The organism is Glutamicibacter sp. NPDC127525, assembly GCF_042672105.1.
Taxonomy (GTDB): domain Bacteria; phylum Actinomycetota; class Actinomycetes; order Actinomycetales; family Micrococcaceae; genus Glutamicibacter.
Genome location: NZ_JBHXVN010000001.1, coordinates 49,891 through 64,595, shown reverse-complemented (window position 1 = coordinate 64,595; position 14,705 = coordinate 49,891). Strand labels below are relative to the sequence as shown.

The 14,705-nt window shown below is 51.6% G+C and carries 12 protein-coding genes; 1 reads left to right on the top strand and 11 read right to left on the bottom strand.

Going from position 1 to position 14,705, the window contains the following annotated elements; all coding sequences use genetic code 11:
• Window positions 1-403 precede the first annotated feature (403 nt).
• Window positions 404-1,612: a CDP-glycerol glycerophosphotransferase family protein gene (locus ACFVHU_RS00255; protein ID WP_388021795.1), complete on the top strand. Its 1,209-nt coding sequence runs from the start codon at window positions 404-406 to the stop codon at window positions 1,610-1,612.
• 76 nt (window positions 1,613-1,688) lie between these two features.
• Here the strand turns inward: ACFVHU_RS00255 and ACFVHU_RS00250 are convergent, their stop codons facing one another.
• The 11 genes from ACFVHU_RS00250 to coaD all read right to left on the bottom strand — a co-directional run bounded on the left by ACFVHU_RS00250 (window position 1,689) and on the right by coaD (window position 14,630).
• Entirely contained in the window at window positions 1,689-5,201 is a 3,513-nt protein-coding gene (locus ACFVHU_RS00250; RefSeq protein WP_388021793.1) for a CDP-glycerol glycerophosphotransferase family protein, read from the bottom strand.
• 302 nt (window positions 5,202-5,503) lie between these two features.
• Window positions 5,504-6,781: a CDP-glycerol glycerophosphotransferase family protein gene (locus tag ACFVHU_RS00245; RefSeq protein ID WP_388021791.1), complete on the bottom strand. Its 1,278-nt coding sequence runs from the start codon at window positions 6,779-6,781 to the stop codon at window positions 5,504-5,506.
• Window positions 6,782-6,829: 48 nt separating this feature from the next.
• Complete coding sequence (locus ACFVHU_RS00240) at window positions 6,830-7,291, bottom strand: adenylyltransferase/cytidyltransferase family protein (RefSeq protein WP_134780344.1); 462 nt, start codon at window positions 7,289-7,291, stop codon at window positions 6,830-6,832.
• A gap of 66 nt (window positions 7,292-7,357) precedes the next feature.
• Window positions 7,358-8,248 (bottom strand): glycosyltransferase family 2 protein, encoded by an 891-nt coding sequence (locus ACFVHU_RS00235; RefSeq protein WP_388021788.1) that lies wholly within the window; start codon window positions 8,246-8,248, stop codon window positions 7,358-7,360.
• Window positions 8,249-8,288: 40 nt separating this feature from the next.
• Entirely contained in the window at window positions 8,289-9,107 is an 819-nt protein-coding gene (locus ACFVHU_RS00230; RefSeq protein ID WP_388021786.1) for a CDP-alcohol phosphatidyltransferase family protein, read from the bottom strand.
• Between the two features lie 2 nt (window positions 9,108-9,109).
• On the bottom strand, window positions 9,110-10,147 hold the full coding sequence (locus ACFVHU_RS00225) for a glycosyltransferase family 2 protein (protein WP_388021784.1): 1,038 nt from the start codon (window positions 10,145-10,147) through the stop codon (window positions 9,110-9,112).
• 7 nt (window positions 10,148-10,154) lie between these two features.
• Window positions 10,155-10,946, bottom strand: a complete 792-nt coding sequence (locus ACFVHU_RS00220) for an ABC transporter ATP-binding protein (RefSeq protein ID WP_388022946.1) — start codon at window positions 10,944-10,946, stop codon at window positions 10,155-10,157.
• Window positions 10,947-11,031: 85 nt separating this feature from the next.
• Complete coding sequence (locus tag ACFVHU_RS00215) at window positions 11,032-11,880, bottom strand: ABC transporter permease (RefSeq protein ID WP_133833488.1); 849 nt, start codon at window positions 11,878-11,880, stop codon at window positions 11,032-11,034.
• 136 nt (window positions 11,881-12,016) lie between these two features.
• Window positions 12,017-12,991, bottom strand: coding sequence for an LCP family protein (locus ACFVHU_RS00210; RefSeq protein ID WP_388021781.1), 975 nt, complete (start codon window positions 12,989-12,991; stop codon window positions 12,017-12,019).
• Between the two features lie 210 nt (window positions 12,992-13,201).
• A complete protein-coding gene (gene galU / locus ACFVHU_RS00205; protein ID WP_133833489.1) occupies window positions 13,202-14,104 on the bottom strand; it encodes a UTP--glucose-1-phosphate uridylyltransferase GalU in 903 nt (300 codons plus the stop codon).
• A gap of 55 nt (window positions 14,105-14,159) precedes the next feature.
• On the bottom strand, window positions 14,160-14,630 hold the full coding sequence (coaD, locus tag ACFVHU_RS00200) for a pantetheine-phosphate adenylyltransferase (protein ID WP_105661166.1): 471 nt from the start codon (window positions 14,628-14,630) through the stop codon (window positions 14,160-14,162).
• Window positions 14,631-14,705: the final 75 nt, after the last annotated feature.

Below are 14,705 nucleotides of genomic sequence, written 5' to 3'. Positions count from 1 at the left end.
CCTGGTTGAAAAAACCAGAGGCGAGTTGCGATCGAGTTCGCCGTGTGACGATCGATCAGAACGCTTTTCGCTAATGATGACTCCTATAGAAACATAGTCCGACATTTCATCTTAGCTTGCCGTAGGCCAAGTTCCCAAACTGAAACCAGTTTTCAGAGCTCGATGCCGGTGTTGCACTCACCACAGCATATCGTAGACGACCTGCCAATCCCTACTTGCACGCGTTGCTAATCCAACATTCCCGACCTTGCAATCCGGGCCGCGGACTTCGAAGAAGAATCGGAGTAACGCCACGGGCGAGCGCGACGCAAAACGGCTTATAGCAAACGTCCCGAAGAAAGCCTGCCCAGCGAATTATGCTTGGTCATGCTTCGAATTAAGTGGTGAGGGATTCTCTGTGAAAGTGTTACGAACCGTCAATAGCGTCGTCAAGAAAGTGCAATCGCGCTTTGAGACACGGCGACACCTGAAGTTCATTCAGAACCACGCAACAGAACTACGTCACCTGCCCGTGGACGCTGACCGGTACAAGGTAGCGCTGCACTTTCCCGATGAGATGGCCAACGCCTACCAGATCAGGCAATGGTACGAACCGCTTTTAGCCTTGGCAGAATTCGTGCCGGTGGTAATCATCGTACGAAGTCCTGATACTGCACTGTCGCTGCGCAAGGAATGCCCGCTACCGATTCACTTCGCCCCCGCCGTTGTAGATGTTGAGCGATTCATGCAATCCCAGGATCTACGTGTGGTGTTCTACGTGAATCAAAATATCCGGAACTTTCAAATCATGCGGTTCAATGCGCCTAATCATGTCTTCATCTGCCATGGCGAAAGCGAAAAAGCCTACATGTGGTCCAACCAGCTCAAGGCCTACGATTATGTATTTTCAGCCGGTGAAGCAGCTAAAGATCGCCTGGTAAATCACTTGCGCAATTTCGACGCTTCGTTGCGATGCCGGTTAATTGGGCGTCCGCAAATAGATGTGGATTATGCGTCGCCGGTGAACCTGAATAAGGAACTACCAACACTTCTCTATGCCCCAACGTGGGAAGGCGACCGGCCTTCCATGAATTATGGCTCAGTACTATCCCATGGTGAACAATTAATTGACGCCCTGATCAAGGACGGCGGATTCAACGTTATTTTTCGTCCCCATCCACGTTCTGGAATGGGTGCGAAACCCTATGGGCAAGGCGTAGAAAGAATCCGAAAACAGCTGAGGGCGCACAGCGAAACTTCAAAAGCCCAATTCATTTTCGATGACTCGGCCCACTGGGGCTGGCAGTGGTCAGCTGCCGACCTTTGCGTGACTGACATTTCCGCAGTTGCTTATGACTTTTTGGCGACAGGGAAACCAATGTTCGTGACGCAACCAGTGTCCACCGAGCCTACCGTTGATGAAACTCCAGCGCTGCAACAGGTGCCTGCCCTTACAGCTGCGTCGGCAACGGAAATCAGCCGGCTAGCGCGAGAGGCCTTGGCCGGCAGCAACCCGCAGCTACGAGGACTGGTCAATTACTACTTTGGCGACGTTTCCCCCGGTGCCAGCATGCAACGTTTCATTGCAGAAACGCTGGCGCTAGTGCAAGAAGACAGCGTCACTGATCACTAGCCAGCTTCAGTAGCATAGTGGTGCCGGGCCTGCAAGAGGCCCGGCAACACAATTTCAATAAGCTGCGGAGTCTTCCTTATTTGAAGAAGCGCTCAACAACGCGTCGCGCAGCATGTCCGTCATCGTTTGGGGCAAACTTTTCAATGAATTCGTCTCGATTCACCCCTGGCAGATCAGCCCCCGCCAAGGCTGACGATAGTGCATCCCAAAGGTCGCTCTCTTCTTCAACAATTGGGCCAGGCAACGCACTCTCGTAGTCCAAATAGAAACCACGCAGATTGTCCCGGTAGTTCTCCAGATCGTATGCATAGAAGATAATTGGTCGTCGCAACAGCGAGTAGTCGAAGAACACCGACGAATAATCAGTAATCAATACATCAGAAGCAAGGTACAGTTCTTGAATATCTGGATGACTCGAGACATCGATAATGCGGTGCCGCAGGCTCTCCGGAATCGACACGGCATTTGATACCAGCACATGCATGCGCAACATCAAGATGGTATCTTCGCCAAAACGACGGTCGAACTCCTCCAGATCCATTGGCAGGTCGAATCTGAATTTACCGCGGCTTGAAGCCGCATCGTCACGGAATGTCGGCGCGTAAAGTACGGTCTTGATTCCTGGGGGTATCGCAAGCTCATCACGAACACGCTTTTCTTGCTCAGCAACGTCGGTACCGGTCAAGATGTCGTTTCGGGGATAGCCAAGCTCCACGGCTTCGCCTGAGAATGCATAGGCGGATCGCATGATCTCGCTCGTGTAGCGAGAAGGCGAAATGAGGTGCGTCCATTGGCGCGTTGCTCGTGTAACACGCTCAAGATACCCCTCATCGCGGCCTTGAACTTCGCGAACATCGAGTGCCATCTGCTTGAGTGGTGTTCCGTGCCAGGTCTGCAGGAACACTCCCTTCGCGCGACGCTTCACATAGTGCGGGAAGCTCTGGTTATTCACCCAGTATTTTGCCCGTGCGAGGTGCCAGAAATATTCCGGTGACAATCGCTTAACGGTAGTCGTCAAAGGATCGGAGAAGCGGTGCTTTCCCGAGTAAACCCATACCTTGCGACGTGTGTCACCTTGTCGCAGCAATTCCTCGTAAATATACCGAGGAGAGTCGCCGTACTGATTCCCGAGACCTGATTCGAAGACGATGAGGTCTTCTTCCATGGGAGCAAGCTTGTACAACTTGTATAGCTTGCGCATGACGTCAAAGTACCGCTTGTTCCTACGGAACTTGTTCTTCAACTTAACCGGCAATTCGGCACGCCAGCCAACGTTGGGTCTGCCGCGCAGCTCGGCTCGCTCGATTTCTTCCGTTATGCGTTGCGAATTGTTTTGGTCCCGATGGGTCATGAACACGTCAGCACGTTGGCGGTACTTGTCTTCCATGGCTTTCCCTCGTTGCAGGGTACGTGAAAGATCATGCAGCAATGTTTCTGCGTCAAAGGCAATGCGGCCTGGCAATTCGTCGTCCAAGTTCAAATGCGATCCGCTCGGTCCCAAGAAGCGAGAGCGATCGAACTGGTAGTAGTGAACAGGCTTGTGCAGGAAGCTGAAGTCAAAGTTCACTGAGGAGTAATCCGTGACCATGATTGCCGCGGTCTTGATTAGTTCCTGGACGTCAATTTCACCTTGGACAATTAGTCGAGCGGGCGCGCCAGCAAAATGATCCCTGAATTGCATCATGTTGGGATGGAGGCAGAAAACAACTTCCAGGCCATACCTCTGGACTAATTCTGCAAGTTCCGCCGAATTAAGCAGGTTTTTCCATTGCTCGAGGTAGTCCGATTCTAGGAAAACTTCCTCATTCTGCAACCAATCACGCCAGGTTGGGATGATCAGGAGCATGTTCTCGTTAACACTCAAATCCGTCGCCAGCAAGGAATCGAACCGCGATAGCCCGGTGACCTTGACTTCGCCAGGCGAGTAGAGGAAGTCCTTAACGATGTACTGCTTCTCGCGCTCAGAGGAAACCATGAAAAGGTCCGTCGCAAAGCCAGGTGAATTCTTGCCGTAGTTGGGAACCATCCATTTGGTTCCCATGACGCCATGCTGCAAGAACACCCGAGTAGCGCGGCAACGCGACGAGAAGCTATGGTGCCTTGTTGGGTACAAGTAATCGGCATGGTGCGTGCCGATGACTCGTTGCGCACGAATAGCCAATTCAAAATGTTCTTTGCTGCCATGGAAAACGACGTGATCCATGGAATCGAAATTCCGCAAATCGGGAGCTTTCTCATCGATGACGTAGTATGCATCAATATCTGGGCGTTCTTTGCGCAGGTATTTGAACAGATGCAGCCCGTTGTCCTGAGCCTTGTAGGATAGTTCGCCGACGATCCAAATCGGCTTCGAATCCGATGGCTGGCTGATTGGGAAACTGCGCTGTTTAGCGTTAGCAAGTACGGCAAAGGCTTCTTTGTCGAACACTTCCAGAATCACCGATGTTGATTTTGCTTTGAAGGTGAAATACGGAGAAATCGCTAGAGTCTTTTCACCGATTGTCACCGCATCTGCACGCGTCGTGCTGCGCACGGCAAACGGGGTACGAGTCACTCGAATGCGTGCAAGCTCACCGCTGGAATTCGAAGTCGCCAGCAGATAGAGATCGTAGTTATCGCCACGATCGATCGCCTCCCAGTCAGCAGATTTGAAATCCAGGGTTGCAGACCAGCTGTAGATAGCACGTCCAAAGCGCTTTGCTGCATGCTTTTCGTCGAAAACCAGCTCCGCTGGAACTTCAACTGCAAATTCCGATTTACGTCCAACCAGTTGCAAAGTGACTGAGGACAACCGGTCGCTCTGCGTTTCCAGAACTCCGCCCAACGACAGCATGCCGTCGTGGATCCGGGTGATGTCAGTACGAATTCGATATTTGAAGCGTAGAGGGCGGTTCAGGGCCAAAGCCACTTCGGCCTTCTTATTGATATAAAGTCCTACGCTGCGTTCGCCTGAATTATAGACCGTGTCATGGCTAAAAGTAGTCGACGAGAACCGCCCCAGAATACGGTGGGCGATAACAGGGCCGTTGAGGATTAGTTCCCCGGCGTCGATCCGTTCCCGGACCTCTTTGCGCCTGAGCAGTTCACCGTCTTCAGTTAGCTGCAACCATGCGATTCCCGGAGGCAATTGATCGAATTCGGAGCTGAAGGTCAGTGCAAGACGAACCGTACCGGCGTACAGGTCATTTTCTAGAGTCACTTGGTTGTCATCTGCGTCATCCGAATCAGGAACGCTGGATTCCGGCTCTTCGTCACTGGAAGCGAGTTCGCGATAGCCTTGCCACCGATCAAGAAGGGGATCCAGAGAGATCTCAGCATGGATTCGATGGGATTCATCGTGACCATTCTTGACTAGATCAACCGGAAGTGGCGCAACAGAAAGAACGATGTGGCTACCGTGTAATACCGAAACTGATTGCACGGGGTGGGCAACGGTAGCGTCCAGATGCAGAACTTCATCACGAATTGCAAGGTTCAGCTCTTGGTAGCCGCTGTAGTAGCGATACTTCTTACGCTTCAACCGCTGGGTACGCAAAGTCTGCATCGCTGACTGCGCCAAGTCTTGCATAGCTCGAATTTCAACTGCCACGAATAGTGTCCTTCAATGTTTTAGCTGCTATCCCCCGCGTAAGTCGTTCAGCGGAACAGCTTGGAAATCACGCGTGTACAACATGAATAGGCCGCTAGCACCACACGGCAGTGGCCGTCATTTCATGTGATCCACAGTCTAAGATTACCGCCCGTGGGCTCTCGAATCAGTTTGAAACCGCCACGGACACCTGCAAATGACCATAGAGTCTGCTTCGACTGGAGCGTTGTCATTATCTGGCGCTTAAAGCAATTGGTCCCAATTCGTATGGTACGAATCGGGACCAAGGAGTCAGCGGACCTCTAGCTGTGCCAACCCCGGAAGTTCTCCAGCTTTCCTTGACGTTCAACAATCAGCTTCTGAATGACGTCCTGGAATCGCTTAGTTGAATCGCCTCGGTTCAGGTCGCCAAAGTAGAACTGGCGCATTTCAATGCGCTGATCCTTGTGTCCGTCACGAGTCAGTGCATCGGCGAGCAGGTCTCCAACGTTCTTCACGCTATCTTGGTCTACCACGTGGCAGGCCTGCGCAACGGGTGCATCGCGGTGAAGAATTTCGCGGTTACTACGTCGGTCGGAAATGACTAACGGATTGCCCGGGTGGAGGTACAGGTAGTCCAGGCCTACGCTGGAAACATCGGTAATCAGCGCATCGGTCGACTCGAACATGGCCAAGATATTGCCCTGTTCGGATATCGCGTGCTCTCCGCCGGCTTCATTGGCAGCTTCGATCATTTCCAGAATGCGTGCGTGTGCCTGAGCAACGCCAGGAGTATTGCTTTCCTGAATTCGTGGGTGCGGCTTGTAGACGACGCGCCAAGAAGGGTTCTCCAACAATGACTCGACAATGGCAACACCGTATTTGTCCAACGAGGTGTAGTTGTTGTCTTCGTTTTCCCCTTCCCACGTCGGCGCATACATGACATCGAACTTCTCGCTTGGTTCCAATTCAAGTTCGAAGTTGATATCCAGCTGCGGACGACCGGTGACTTCCAATTTGTTGAACTCGAAGTCAATCAACATTGCCTCGTGGCGCTTGATGGCTGCAGGGCCTGCGACAAAAACCTTGTCGTAGGCCTTGGCCTTATTCGAAACCATCGAGAGTTTGTCGCTCTCACCATGGTTTACATGCACGTGAACAAGCCTTGGGTGATCCAGGGACTGGAAATTCGTGCGCGAATTGTTGGTGTATATGACCAGCTTCAGGTCATTGTCATCATAAAGATCCATGAGATCGGTCAATCGGCGAACATAGATCCGTGGCAGGTCTGTAAATTTCTCCGCCGCTTTGAAAGCACTCAAAGTACGGAAGACCAGCAGAACTTCTTCTTTCTCATGCAGTTCTTCAAGCACCGGAAGCCACTGAGTCACCTGATAGATCTTGTCAGCGCCATCGCCGAAGTAAACCGCTACAGATCCTGGTACCGGAATATTGGATACACCAACATTCACATTGGCCGACGGACGACCGGTTAGCCCCATCAGACGGGATATCCGTTTTGCTTCCGGACGTCGCCCCACTTTTTGCAGGGCGCCCTTTACGCTGGACTTGATGGAGTCTGTGATGTGCTCGCTAGCCATGAGTACTTTCAAATCTCGAAAACAACAACTTACAACTAAACGAGTTTACTAGCTCAGTTCCTTCACGATCTGGCTCAAAGTGTCCAATGTGTTCTTTAACGACGTGACATGCCGCTCATCGAACTCGCTCAGGACACGTTTCATTTCAGTTGTCGAGATACCGGAGGTACGTGGAAGGTAGACAACTTCAACCTCATCACCGAGGTCGTCAAACTTGCCCATCCAGTCTTCGCCGATGCCGAAGACCTTTGCATCGTACTTCTTGATGTCCGTACGTTTCTGTTCCCAGTTCTCTTCGGGAATGGCGAGGTCTACGTATTTGATGGCCTGGACGATCTCAAGACGCTGTTCGAAAGGAACTACAGGCTTCTTGCCCTTGATGGCGTTGAATTCGTCAGTGGATACGCCAACAACCAGGCGGTCGCCCTTCTCCTTAAGACGCTTCAGGATATTCAGGTGGCCGATATGGAACAGGTCAAAAGTTCCGTACGTCAAAACAGTTTTAGTCATGGGTCCCTTTCGAAGTAAGGTAATAGCTTCGCTTGCTCAGCTAGTGGCGCTCACTTGTATTCGTCGTTAGATAATAGGCAGACGACCCGCGAGGGTCATGCGAACTATTGTTTTCCATCTAAGTTTAGGCCGTGGTTCACGGTACCAGGGGCTGCCGGACCAACCTGCCCGCCATCCGGCTAAGTACTGGGCCACAGCGCTTTTGTTGTGTCGCAGCCGCAAGCACTCAATGAGCATCCAGGTTGTTGGATAGATCCAACGCAGCGGCACGGGCAAGTTACGGCGGGCCAGCCACACCCGGTTTCGGGCATTCAAACGATAAAACTCGTCGTGGCGTCGTGGATCCACGATCGGATGGCCAATCTGCATGTCGCCGGCATACCAGACGTAAGTGCCGGTGTCCCATACACGCCAGGCAAGTTCGATGCCTTCATGCGCGTACCAAAATCCCCCTGCCCAGCCACCCGTGGAATCAAAAATTCTACGGGTAGTCACTAGGCAAGTTTCCCCCACGTGGAAAACTTTGCTTGGTTCCACTGCCGTTCGTTTTTTCAATCGCGGGATCCAACGTCGTGGATTCTGTTCCTCGTTTTCCGGATCAGTGATGCGCGGCTGCAACAGCCCCATGCGAGGGTAATGCTTGAACCGTTCGACAGCCGTAATCAAGAAATCTTCATCGATGAACCATGAATCGTCATCGAGGAAGCACAAGTATTCGCCATTTACCTGGTTCACTCCAGCATTGCGGCCGGCCGGAATGCCCAAATTCTCTGGAAGAAAATGAGTCTTGATCCCTTCAGGGATATCCGTAGGATCCCATCCGTTGCCTACAACTACAGCGTCAATCAGCACTGAACGTTGGGCCAGCAAAGATTCCAGGGCGCGTCGGAGCTCAACCGGGCGGTTACCCATGGTCAACACAACTACGCCGATGGTCGGCTTGATCTCTGCAGGCATTTGTCCTCTAAGGCGGTGGGATATACGGAATTAGGTCAAACTATGCTTTGAGCCGGGACGAGGCCATATTGGAAAGGAAATGCCCAAAGTTCACCAAGACGCATGCAGGCAACAGGATCCAGACCATCCACTTTTCAGCGACTCCTGGAATACCAACGATTACGGAGACAATCGAGCAACCAAGAATGATCAGCGATAGTTCCACTGCGTGCAGCAACTTATGGAATGGCAAGAAGCGAGCCAAGGAACGCAGCTTTCCAACGAATGAAATTGTTGGAACAGATCTGGCGGCGGCAGTATCCGGCAATTTCCCGAGACCCGCCATGCCTCTGGCCGCATGAACCATGAGTGACTGCGAACGGTTCAGGACCAGAAGAACCGACAGGCAAGCGGCCATGAACAGTGTAGGCCAGGCCTGCTCAACTGAGGAATCATCCGCAGATAGTTCTCTGAAGACTCGGTAGCCCAAAGCAATTGGGATCAGCGCCTCTGTTGTGTGGTGCCCAACCATGTCAATGAAAATACCGCGAGGAGATTGAGTTCCCCTCCAACGTGCGACTTCTCCGTCAGAACAGTCAAAATACAGCTGGAGCTGCGACAAGATTACTGCCAGCAACGGTCCCCAGATGCCAGGGATCAACAGCGCTAGAGACATGAACCAACCCGCAAGAATCATCAAGCCGGTAACGCCATTGGCACTGATACGCGTGCGCACCAGTATTGCGGTGAGGTAAATGGAGATATGGCGCAGGTACAGCTCAGCTGTCCAGTGCTCGGCATTCTTACGCGCACGGACTTCCGGAGGTTGGCAGACCGCACGCAGCTGTTCGAGCGTTGGATTCTTTGGACGTTCAACCATGATTACCTAACGCGCCCTTTGTCGACAGTGCCGGCTGCCCCGCAAAAACGACCCTTGATGTATCCAAAAGCCCAAGGCAAATGGATTGCGGGGAAAGCACATGCTGCCAGCAACTTGTCTTTCAATCCTTTTGCGTTGCTAGTCAGCCCCGCAGCCAACGCGATCGCTGCATAGACCGCAGGTACGGCCTTGGCCAAGTTCAGAACTACGCTCACACCGGTTGGGGCTGCTTCGCGAACTAGCGGCTCAATTACAGTTGCCGCTAGTCCCGTTGCAACCCCCAAAAGCAATAGTGGTGGAACATCGTGGCGCAACGACTTACCTTCAGGGAAGCGCCGCGCAATTTCTGCTCGCCAAGTCCCCGAGGCCTTGGACTGGCTAATCAAGGATTTGAAGCTATCACGCGGATAGTAGCCGACCTTTAGTTCTGGATCGAACCAAACGGTGTGGCCCGCCTGGCGAATACGCAAGCAGAGTTCCCAATCCTGGGCTCGCCATAGTTCCTCGTTGTAGTAACCGACTTCTTCAAATACTTCGCGACGAAAGATACCGAGGTACGCAGATTCAGCAGGGCCTTCTGGGGCACCCGAATGATATGCCGGTCCGCCAAAACCAAACTTCGAATGATAAGCCGCCGCGATTCCTCGCTGGACAGGTGTACGCCCTTTTGCGTCCATCAGTCCCCCAACGTCGTGCGCATTCACGCGAAAAAGAGTTTCGATTCCACGTTGTGTGTAGTGCGACGGCAGCTCGCTATGGGCGTCGACGCGAATAACTATCGGCAAAGTAGACGCCCGAATAGCCAAGTTGAGACCAATGGGTGTTCTGCCAAGAGGATTATGGACTAATACGATTCTTGCGTCGGCATCAGCCAGGCGTCGGGCAACGTTGTTTGTTGTATCAGTACTGGGCCCTAATGCCAGTACAAGTTCCTTCTCGCCAGAATAGTCCTGCCCCAAGATCGAACTTACCGCTTCTTCAAGGTAGTCCGCTTCGTTCAGCACGGGCATGACATAGGAAACGCCAGGAAGTTGAGTCATGCGGGCCTTACTTCTTCGCTTTCAAGAATTTCTGATATTCCTTTATCACTGAAGCAGTGTCACCATCCATCATTTGCACACCCTTTTCAATCCAGATGCAACGATCACAGGTTTCCTTGATGGAATTCATAGAGTGGGAAACATTGAAAATGGTACCCGCGCTATCCCGGATTTCGCGGATTTTGGCCTCACTGCGCTTTCGGAATTTCGCATCGCCTACAGCAAGAGCCTCATCAACAATGAGGATGTCATGTTTTTTAGAAGCTGCAATCGCGAACTTTAGCCTTGCGCCCATGCCCGAAGAATATGTACGCATTGGGAGGTCGATAAACTCTTCGAGCTCGGCAAATTTCGTAATCTCTTCCCGCATCTTCTCGACTTCAGCGCGGCTATATCCAAGCGCCAACCCACCTAGGGTAATGTTCTTGTCGCCTGAAAGATCGGGGATTAAAGCTGCGCCTACGCCAAGTAGGCTGGGGCGTGAACGAGCGAATACTGCGCCATCCGATGGCGGAGTCAGTCCAGTGATGGCCCTAAGCAACGTGGATTTGCCCGAGCCGTTCGAACCAATTACACCGATTGATTCATTTTCATAGGCGACAAAGGAAATTCCCTTGAGCGCATGAACTGTTCGAACACCTCTGAGCTTTGGTTGGAGAAGGCGGCGGGCGCCTGCGTTTCCAATTGCCTTGCCACTTGCAAACACCTCATACTTCACATGCAGATTATCGACGATGACGACAGGCTGCCTTGACGAATCCACAGTAATCGACTGCGACTCGACTTGGTCAGGCGTCACAACATCGATGAAGGAGGTGTCATCTGAGAATATAGGCGCTGGCTCGTACTCCGGATGCAGCTGCGGGTTAATCAGATCATCGAAACTAATTCGCACGTCCGTACCTTTCTTCGGCCTTCCAGAAGAAGATCAACCCAGCGATAAGCATGAAAATTGCCCAAACGGATATAACCCACCATGCCTGCGGGTCATACTCAGCATGATCCATGATGAATCCACGAGCCAATTGCAGGGTCTGATATATCGGATGTATGTCGAAGATTGCAATCATCCAGGGCCAATGATTCAGAAGTCGTTCTGCGCTGAAAAGCACTCCTGAGGTGTAAAACAGAACGCGGCCAATCATGGGTAACACGTTCGAGAAGTCACGGACGTGCACAGTGATGCGAGCACAAATTAACGCGACTCCGAGGTTGAAAACAGTAAAGATTGCAAGGATCGGTATAATCCCAAACCAAGTCCACTTAGGGCTGGTACCAAGAATCAGAGCGTAAATGAACATCACTGCGATCATTGGCATGAGAGTCAGCAAGTTCTGGGTAACCTGAGCGACAGGCAGAGATAATCGTGGGAAGGCAAGAGATTGCACCAAAGCCGCATTCCCCGTGATCGACTTGGCTCCGCCGTTCATCGAGGTTGAGAAGAACTCGAAAAGGAAAACGCCGATCACGACATAAACGGGGAAATCGACACCTCGTGCGCCGCCCTGCAAGATACCGAAGACAAATCCGTACACCAAAGCATTGAATGTCGGCTTGATTACGATCCATACCATCCCCAGGCGATTTCGCTGGTTCTGCGATTGGACGCGTGCTTTAGCCAGCTCATAAATGAACTCGCGGCGTTGCCATGTCTGCTTCAGATAGTTGACCAATGTTGGTCTTGCACCAACACGGTGCAAGCCGTATTTTTCGGCCTCATCTGCAACTGTCATGCGAATTATGTCCTCTTGTTCGAATGCTTCTTGATGCATTATCGGCTAAGCATAGATGTACAAAGTCTAGTAGATGGAGAGCTGTTCTTCTGGCTTTCGCTCTTCAGCTTGGTGTAGTACATCCCACATCTACTACTTACGGTGTTTCAGGCGGGTTTTCGCGAAGGTAGTCAGCCATGGCATCGCCTTGCAAAGCTTCGCTAATTTGAGCAATAGCGAGTTCGCTTGCCAATTCTATTGATTGCCCGTCTGCACTAGTCGATGTTCCAGCAGTTGGCATGGTGAACATCTCCATATTCTCCGTGTCCACGTTTTTGAGTTGCAAACCCAGTCCGACCAAGGTTGCGGCATCAAAGTTGTCGTCAAAGGTGAGATAGGGAGAAACCTTGTCGACGATTTCGTACAGCTTGACAGGGTTAGTTAATGTTCCTGATGAGAGCACCTGATTTGCTGCTGCAGCGATGAACTTGCGTTGATTCGCGACACGTTGGTAATCACCATTGGTAAACGACTTTCGCTCGCGCACAAACCGAAGTGCGCGGTCGCCTTCCAGCGTGATGTCGCCGGCTGGGTAGAAGTAGTCCGTGTCGTTTGCCGTGAATGGGATCTCATTATTTACAGTCACACCACCGAGAGCAGTCGATAATTCACGGAACCCTTCGAAATCAACCATGGCTACATGATCAAGCTTGGTGCTGAAGAGTCCTTCAATCGTTTGCATCACCAGAGGAACCCCGCCAAGCGATATCGCGGCATTGAGCTTGTTCATTCCATGCCCCGGAATCTCCACATACATGTCTCGAACCATCGACATAACGTAGACCTGTGAGCGGTCTTCCGGGATATGAACAAGCATCATTGAATCGCTACGTTGTGAAACTGCCCCATCAAGAGCTTGAGCATCGGCAGTACCTTCATCTGCATGATCGACGCCCAGTAATAAGACATTCATGGACTTATCTTCAGGATCTTTGATCGGACGAGCTTGCTCCTCGGCGTCTGAAAATCCTAAATCCACGGTATTAGATTTCGTGTTGAACTGGCGCTGCAAATCGAAAAGAACATAGCCGGTGCTGAGCACTGCCACCAGGAGCACTACAACTACAGACACGACGACGCCTTGTGTTCTCTTCTTTTTCCGACGTTCAGATCGAGTCCGCGCGCTCCGCGACAAAAAGACTGAATCTTGGTCTTGCACTATTCTCATTCCTACTCCACCGGGCAACGATCCCCCAAGGTCAACGGCAGCCTGGGTGACTTCGCGCAATGAAAAAGACTACCCAAGATAAATGTGATTATCCTGAGTAGCCTAGGTCAAGAACTAGTCTTCTAGAGTTCTAACGAAATTCTTCAGCCAAGTCTTCAAGTTGGCCCCGAGTTCTTCGTTCTCCACAGCAAGGGCAATGTTCGCTTGCAGATAACTTAGTTTGTCGCCTGTGTCGTAACGCCGACCTCGGAAAACTACAGCGTGCACACCAGCTCCCTCCCCGTCGGCAGTCGCCAACTCTTGTAGAGCATCCGTTAACTGAATTTCATTGCCCCTACCGGGAGCCGTGTGCTTCAGAATCTCGAATACACGGGGATGCAGTAAATAACGTCCAATGACAGCTAGATTACTCGGTGCTTCTTCAACGCTCGGTTTCTCAACCAATCCATTAACTTTGACGTAGTCGGCATCCTCTACCGGGGACACATCTGCACATCCATAAGCACTGATTTGTTTCGGATCAACTTCCATCAGAGCAATAACTGAACCGCCAGTCGACTTTTGAATGTCAATCATGGAAGAAAGCAAGTCATCATCTTCATGGATCAAGTCATCACCGAGAAGAACCGCAAATGGTTCATCCCCTACATGTTGCTTGGCACATAAGACTGCATGACCCAGCCCGCGAGGATCGCGTTGCCGTACATAATGGATATCCCCCAACGCTGTGGCATCTTGCACCAACGCGAGCTTCTTCGTATCACCCTTCGCTTCCAAAGACGCTTCCAGTGACGGAACACGATCAAAATGGTCTTCAAGAGCGCGCTTGTTTCGTCCGGTAATCATCAGGACATCATTAAGCCCAGCACGAGCAGCTTCGGCGACAACGTATTGAATCGCTGGCTTGTCGACGACTGGGAGCATTTCCTTTGGCATTGCCTTCGTTGCAGGAAGGAAACGTGTCCCTAAACCGGCTGCCGGAATGACCGCTTTGGTAATAGCGCGAGGTGCAGACATAGTGTTGAATCCCCTATCTTCGGATTAGTTAATGGCGACAGTATTGCGCAACTACCTACGGATGAGTAAGCCTCTTGATTACAGCGCGCGGGAAGTACTCATCAACGTCCCCGCCAAGAGCCTGTACTTCCTTGAGCAGAGATGAGGAAAGATGCGTGTATCGCGTATCAGCCTGAAGGAAGACCGTTTCAACACCTGTCAGATGCCGATTCATCGTGGCCATGGGAATCTCATAGGCGTAGTCAACAGTGCTACGCAATCCCTTGACGATTGCTTCCGCTCCCTGCTCCTTGCAGAAATCAGCTAGCAGCCCCTGGCCCATCGGCACAGCGGAAACCCCACGCAGTCCACCGACAGTTTCTTCTACCATGGCGACTCGTTCGTCTTCGCTGAAGCGATACTTCTTGGAGTAATTCGTGGACACTGCCACGATCACCTCATCAAAAAGGCTCGCCGCACGCGCAATGATTTCGACGTGTCCATTATGAATTGGGTCAAAAGAACCCGGGCATACCGCTCTTCGCATGAACTGAATCTATCAAGAACTCATGTCAAATTAGCGATCTGGTGTGAATGTCTCGTAAAGATTCCATGACTTAAT

Bases quoted from the DNA above. Each gene is read 5' to 3' on its own strand.
- ACFVHU_RS00225 (WP_388021784.1), bottom strand. From the start codon at position 10,147: ATGACTCAACTTCCTGGCGTTTCCTATGTCATGCCCGTGCTGAACGAA.
- ACFVHU_RS00240 (WP_134780344.1), bottom strand. From the start codon at position 7,291: ATGACTAAAACTGTTTTGACGTACGGAACTTTTGACCTGTTCCATATC.
- ACFVHU_RS00215 (WP_133833488.1), bottom strand. From the start codon at position 11,880: ATGACAGTTGCAGATGAGGCCGAAAAATACGGCTTGCACCGTGTTGGT.
- coaD (WP_105661166.1), bottom strand. From the start codon at position 14,630: ATGCGAAGAGCGGTATGCCCGGGTTCTTTTGACCCAATTCATAATGGA.
- ACFVHU_RS00235 (WP_388021788.1), bottom strand. From the start codon at position 8,248: ATGCCTGCAGAGATCAAGCCGACCATCGGCGTAGTTGTGTTGACCATG.
- ACFVHU_RS00245 (WP_388021791.1), bottom strand. From the start codon at position 6,781: ATGGCTAGCGAGCACATCACAGACTCCATCAAGTCCAGCGTAAAGGGC.
- galU (WP_133833489.1), bottom strand. From the start codon at position 14,104: ATGTCTGCACCTCGCGCTATTACCAAAGCGGTCATTCCGGCAGCCGGT.
- ACFVHU_RS00230 (WP_388021786.1), bottom strand. From the start codon at position 9,107: ATGGTTGAACGTCCAAAGAATCCAACGCTCGAACAGCTGCGTGCGGTC.